Origin of the sequence: Sphingomonas antarctica (assembly GCF_965137005.1) — a bacterium.
In the GTDB taxonomy this organism is placed as follows: Bacteria; Pseudomonadota; Alphaproteobacteria; order Sphingomonadales; family Sphingomonadaceae; genus Sphingomonas_O; species Sphingomonas_O antarctica.
The window spans coordinates 1-2,205 of record NZ_CBCRXM010000033.1 but is presented as its reverse complement, the minus strand read 5'-3'; the positions used below and the strand labels follow the sequence as shown (position 1 = coordinate 2,205).

2 protein-coding genes are annotated in these 2,205 nt (G+C 64.4%); both read left to right on the top strand.

Annotated elements, in window-relative coordinates:
* The coding region (locus tag ACM9ME_RS15295) for a PEPxxWA-CTERM sorting domain-containing protein (protein ID WP_415644320.1) at positions 1 to 299 on the top strand (299 nt) is incomplete at its 5' end.
* A 542-nt stretch (positions 300 to 841) separates the two neighbouring features.
* Positions 842 to 2,182, top strand: coding sequence for a tetratricopeptide repeat protein (locus ACM9ME_RS15290; RefSeq protein ID WP_415644319.1), 1,341 nt, complete (start codon positions 842 to 844; stop codon positions 2,180 to 2,182).
* The last annotated feature ends 23 nt before the right edge of the window (positions 2,183 to 2,205 follow it).

Sequence of the window (2,205 nt, the reverse complement as noted above, 5' to 3'; positions counted from 1 at the left end):
CACCGACTGGTAGCTACGGCAATTACTTTACCGATGCGGCTGGATTTCTCGATGGGAGCGGCACGCGATTTTTCACCCAGTCCGGTATTGACGTCCGCTTCTTTCAACAGAGCAACAATGCGCGTTATCGAGTGAATACCTTTGGCGCGTTTGGTTCGTCCGAATATGTCACCGCCAACTCATCGCTGGTGTCCAACGGCGTCCCCGAGCCTGCCGCATGGGCATTGATAATCTCCGGTTTTGGTTTGGTCGGCTTCGAATCGCGCCGCCGTCGCGCGACAAAATTCGTCACGGCATAAGCGATCGATTAATAGCAACAGGTGGGGTCGCGGGAATACCGCGGCCCCTCTGTCTGGCGCATCAAAGTCCGCCATCGGGTCTTTAGCTAACCGGCAGCTCTCGGATACGCCCTACCTTCGGTGACCGTCTGCTATTGGGGCGGTTGCCGACCGGCGGCTTTCCGCATTTCGCCCGCCAAAAGCGGAACGGCTGCAACCGGCCCAGTTGCGGAAGTTTGACGAAAGCAACCGCGCGACGACTGCTTTTGGGCCGTTACCGGACAGACAGCTTTGCAGCACCGTAGGCTATGAAGCTGACGACTTCGCCGGGCGCCGCCGCATCGCGGTCCAAAGCGCGCCATGTCCCAGGCTCGGCGATCAACGCTAACCAGATTTGCGGCCCTTCCGTCATCGACATAGCGCTGCGCTGCCGAACGCGCCGCGCTGGCCGCAGTCCCGCTTCGGGACGTAAAATCAACGCGATACTATTCGCGCATACCCCAAATGGGGCTCCCTTGACTGTGATGGATGGCTCAAGAGCTGCAACAACAAAGGGGGTCTGTGTGGCAGAATCGCGGAGCGATATTTCGCGGGTGCGGGTTAATTGGCGCTGGCTGACGCTGGCCGCCGCGGTGATCGCGGGTCCGGCCTATGCCACTGCCGATGCCCCGGTGCAGCAAGCCCTGGCGCTGGCGCAACAGGGTCGCGCTGGCGAGGCTTATGCCCTGCTCGCGCCGCTCGCCGCGACACGCGCGGGCGATCCCGATTTCGATTACGCATTGGGCCTCGCCGCCGAGGACAGCGGGCACCGCGCGGAGGCGATCATCGCGCTCCAGCGCGTTCTCGCAGTCCAACCCAAAAATGCCCCGGCGCGCGCCGAACTCGCGCGAGTCTATGCGCTCACCGGCGATGTCGACACCGCCGAGCGCGAGTTTTCGACGGTGGTCGAGGATCCCAGCCTGCCCGATCCGGTGCGGCAACGCTTCAATCAGTTGGTGGGGGGCCTCCGGCGCGAACAACGCGCCGGAGGCACCAGCCTGTCGGGCTATGCCGAAGCCAGCAGCGGCTATGACAGCAACATCAACACCGCGACCGGGCTGACGTCGATCACGCTGCCGCTGTTCGCCTCGCTCGGCCCCGCCGCATTGTCGGGCACCGCGACGCGAATCGACGAAGCGTTCGGCAATTTCGAAGGCGGGTTGAGCGTCGCCAGCGGCGTGTCGCGCCAGACGCGGCTGTTCGCCTCGCTGCTCGGTTCGTACCGCGACAATTATGGCAGCCGCACGTTCGATCAGGGGACGCTGACCGGGACGGCGGGGGTCGGCTTCACGCGCGCCAATCGCGACGTCGTGTCGCTGAGCGGGCAGGCCCAGCAATTCTGGCTCAACCGCGACAGTTATCGTCAGGCGTACAGCGCCATCGGCCAATACACTCACCGCACGGCGGGCGGACAGGCGCTGTCTTTCGGGGTGCAATATTCGCGCCTCGATTACCGCACCGATCCGTTGCGCGACGCCGACCGCTACACCGCGACCGCCAGCTACACCGGCAAGACGACGTTCGTCGCGGTGAGCAGCGGTCTGGAGGACACCCGCCGCGCGGCGGGCGACAATGCGTCGAACGGCTTTGTCGGCGGGCGGATGGGGTTCGAAAGACCACTCGGCACACGCTTCTCCGTGCTGGGCAGCGCGGGGCTCGAATATCGCGGTTATCGCGCGCCCGACCCGCTGTTCCTGCAGACGCGCCACGACACGCAGTTCGATGCGGCATTGGGCTTTCGCGTGCTCGTCGCGCCGCGCGTCACGCTGCGCCCGCTCGCCACCTACACGCGCAACGCCAGCAATATCGATCTGTACGATTACAACCGTGTGACCGGCTCCGTCGCCGTGCGCTTCGAATTCTGACCGGGGAATGACCATGAACCGCC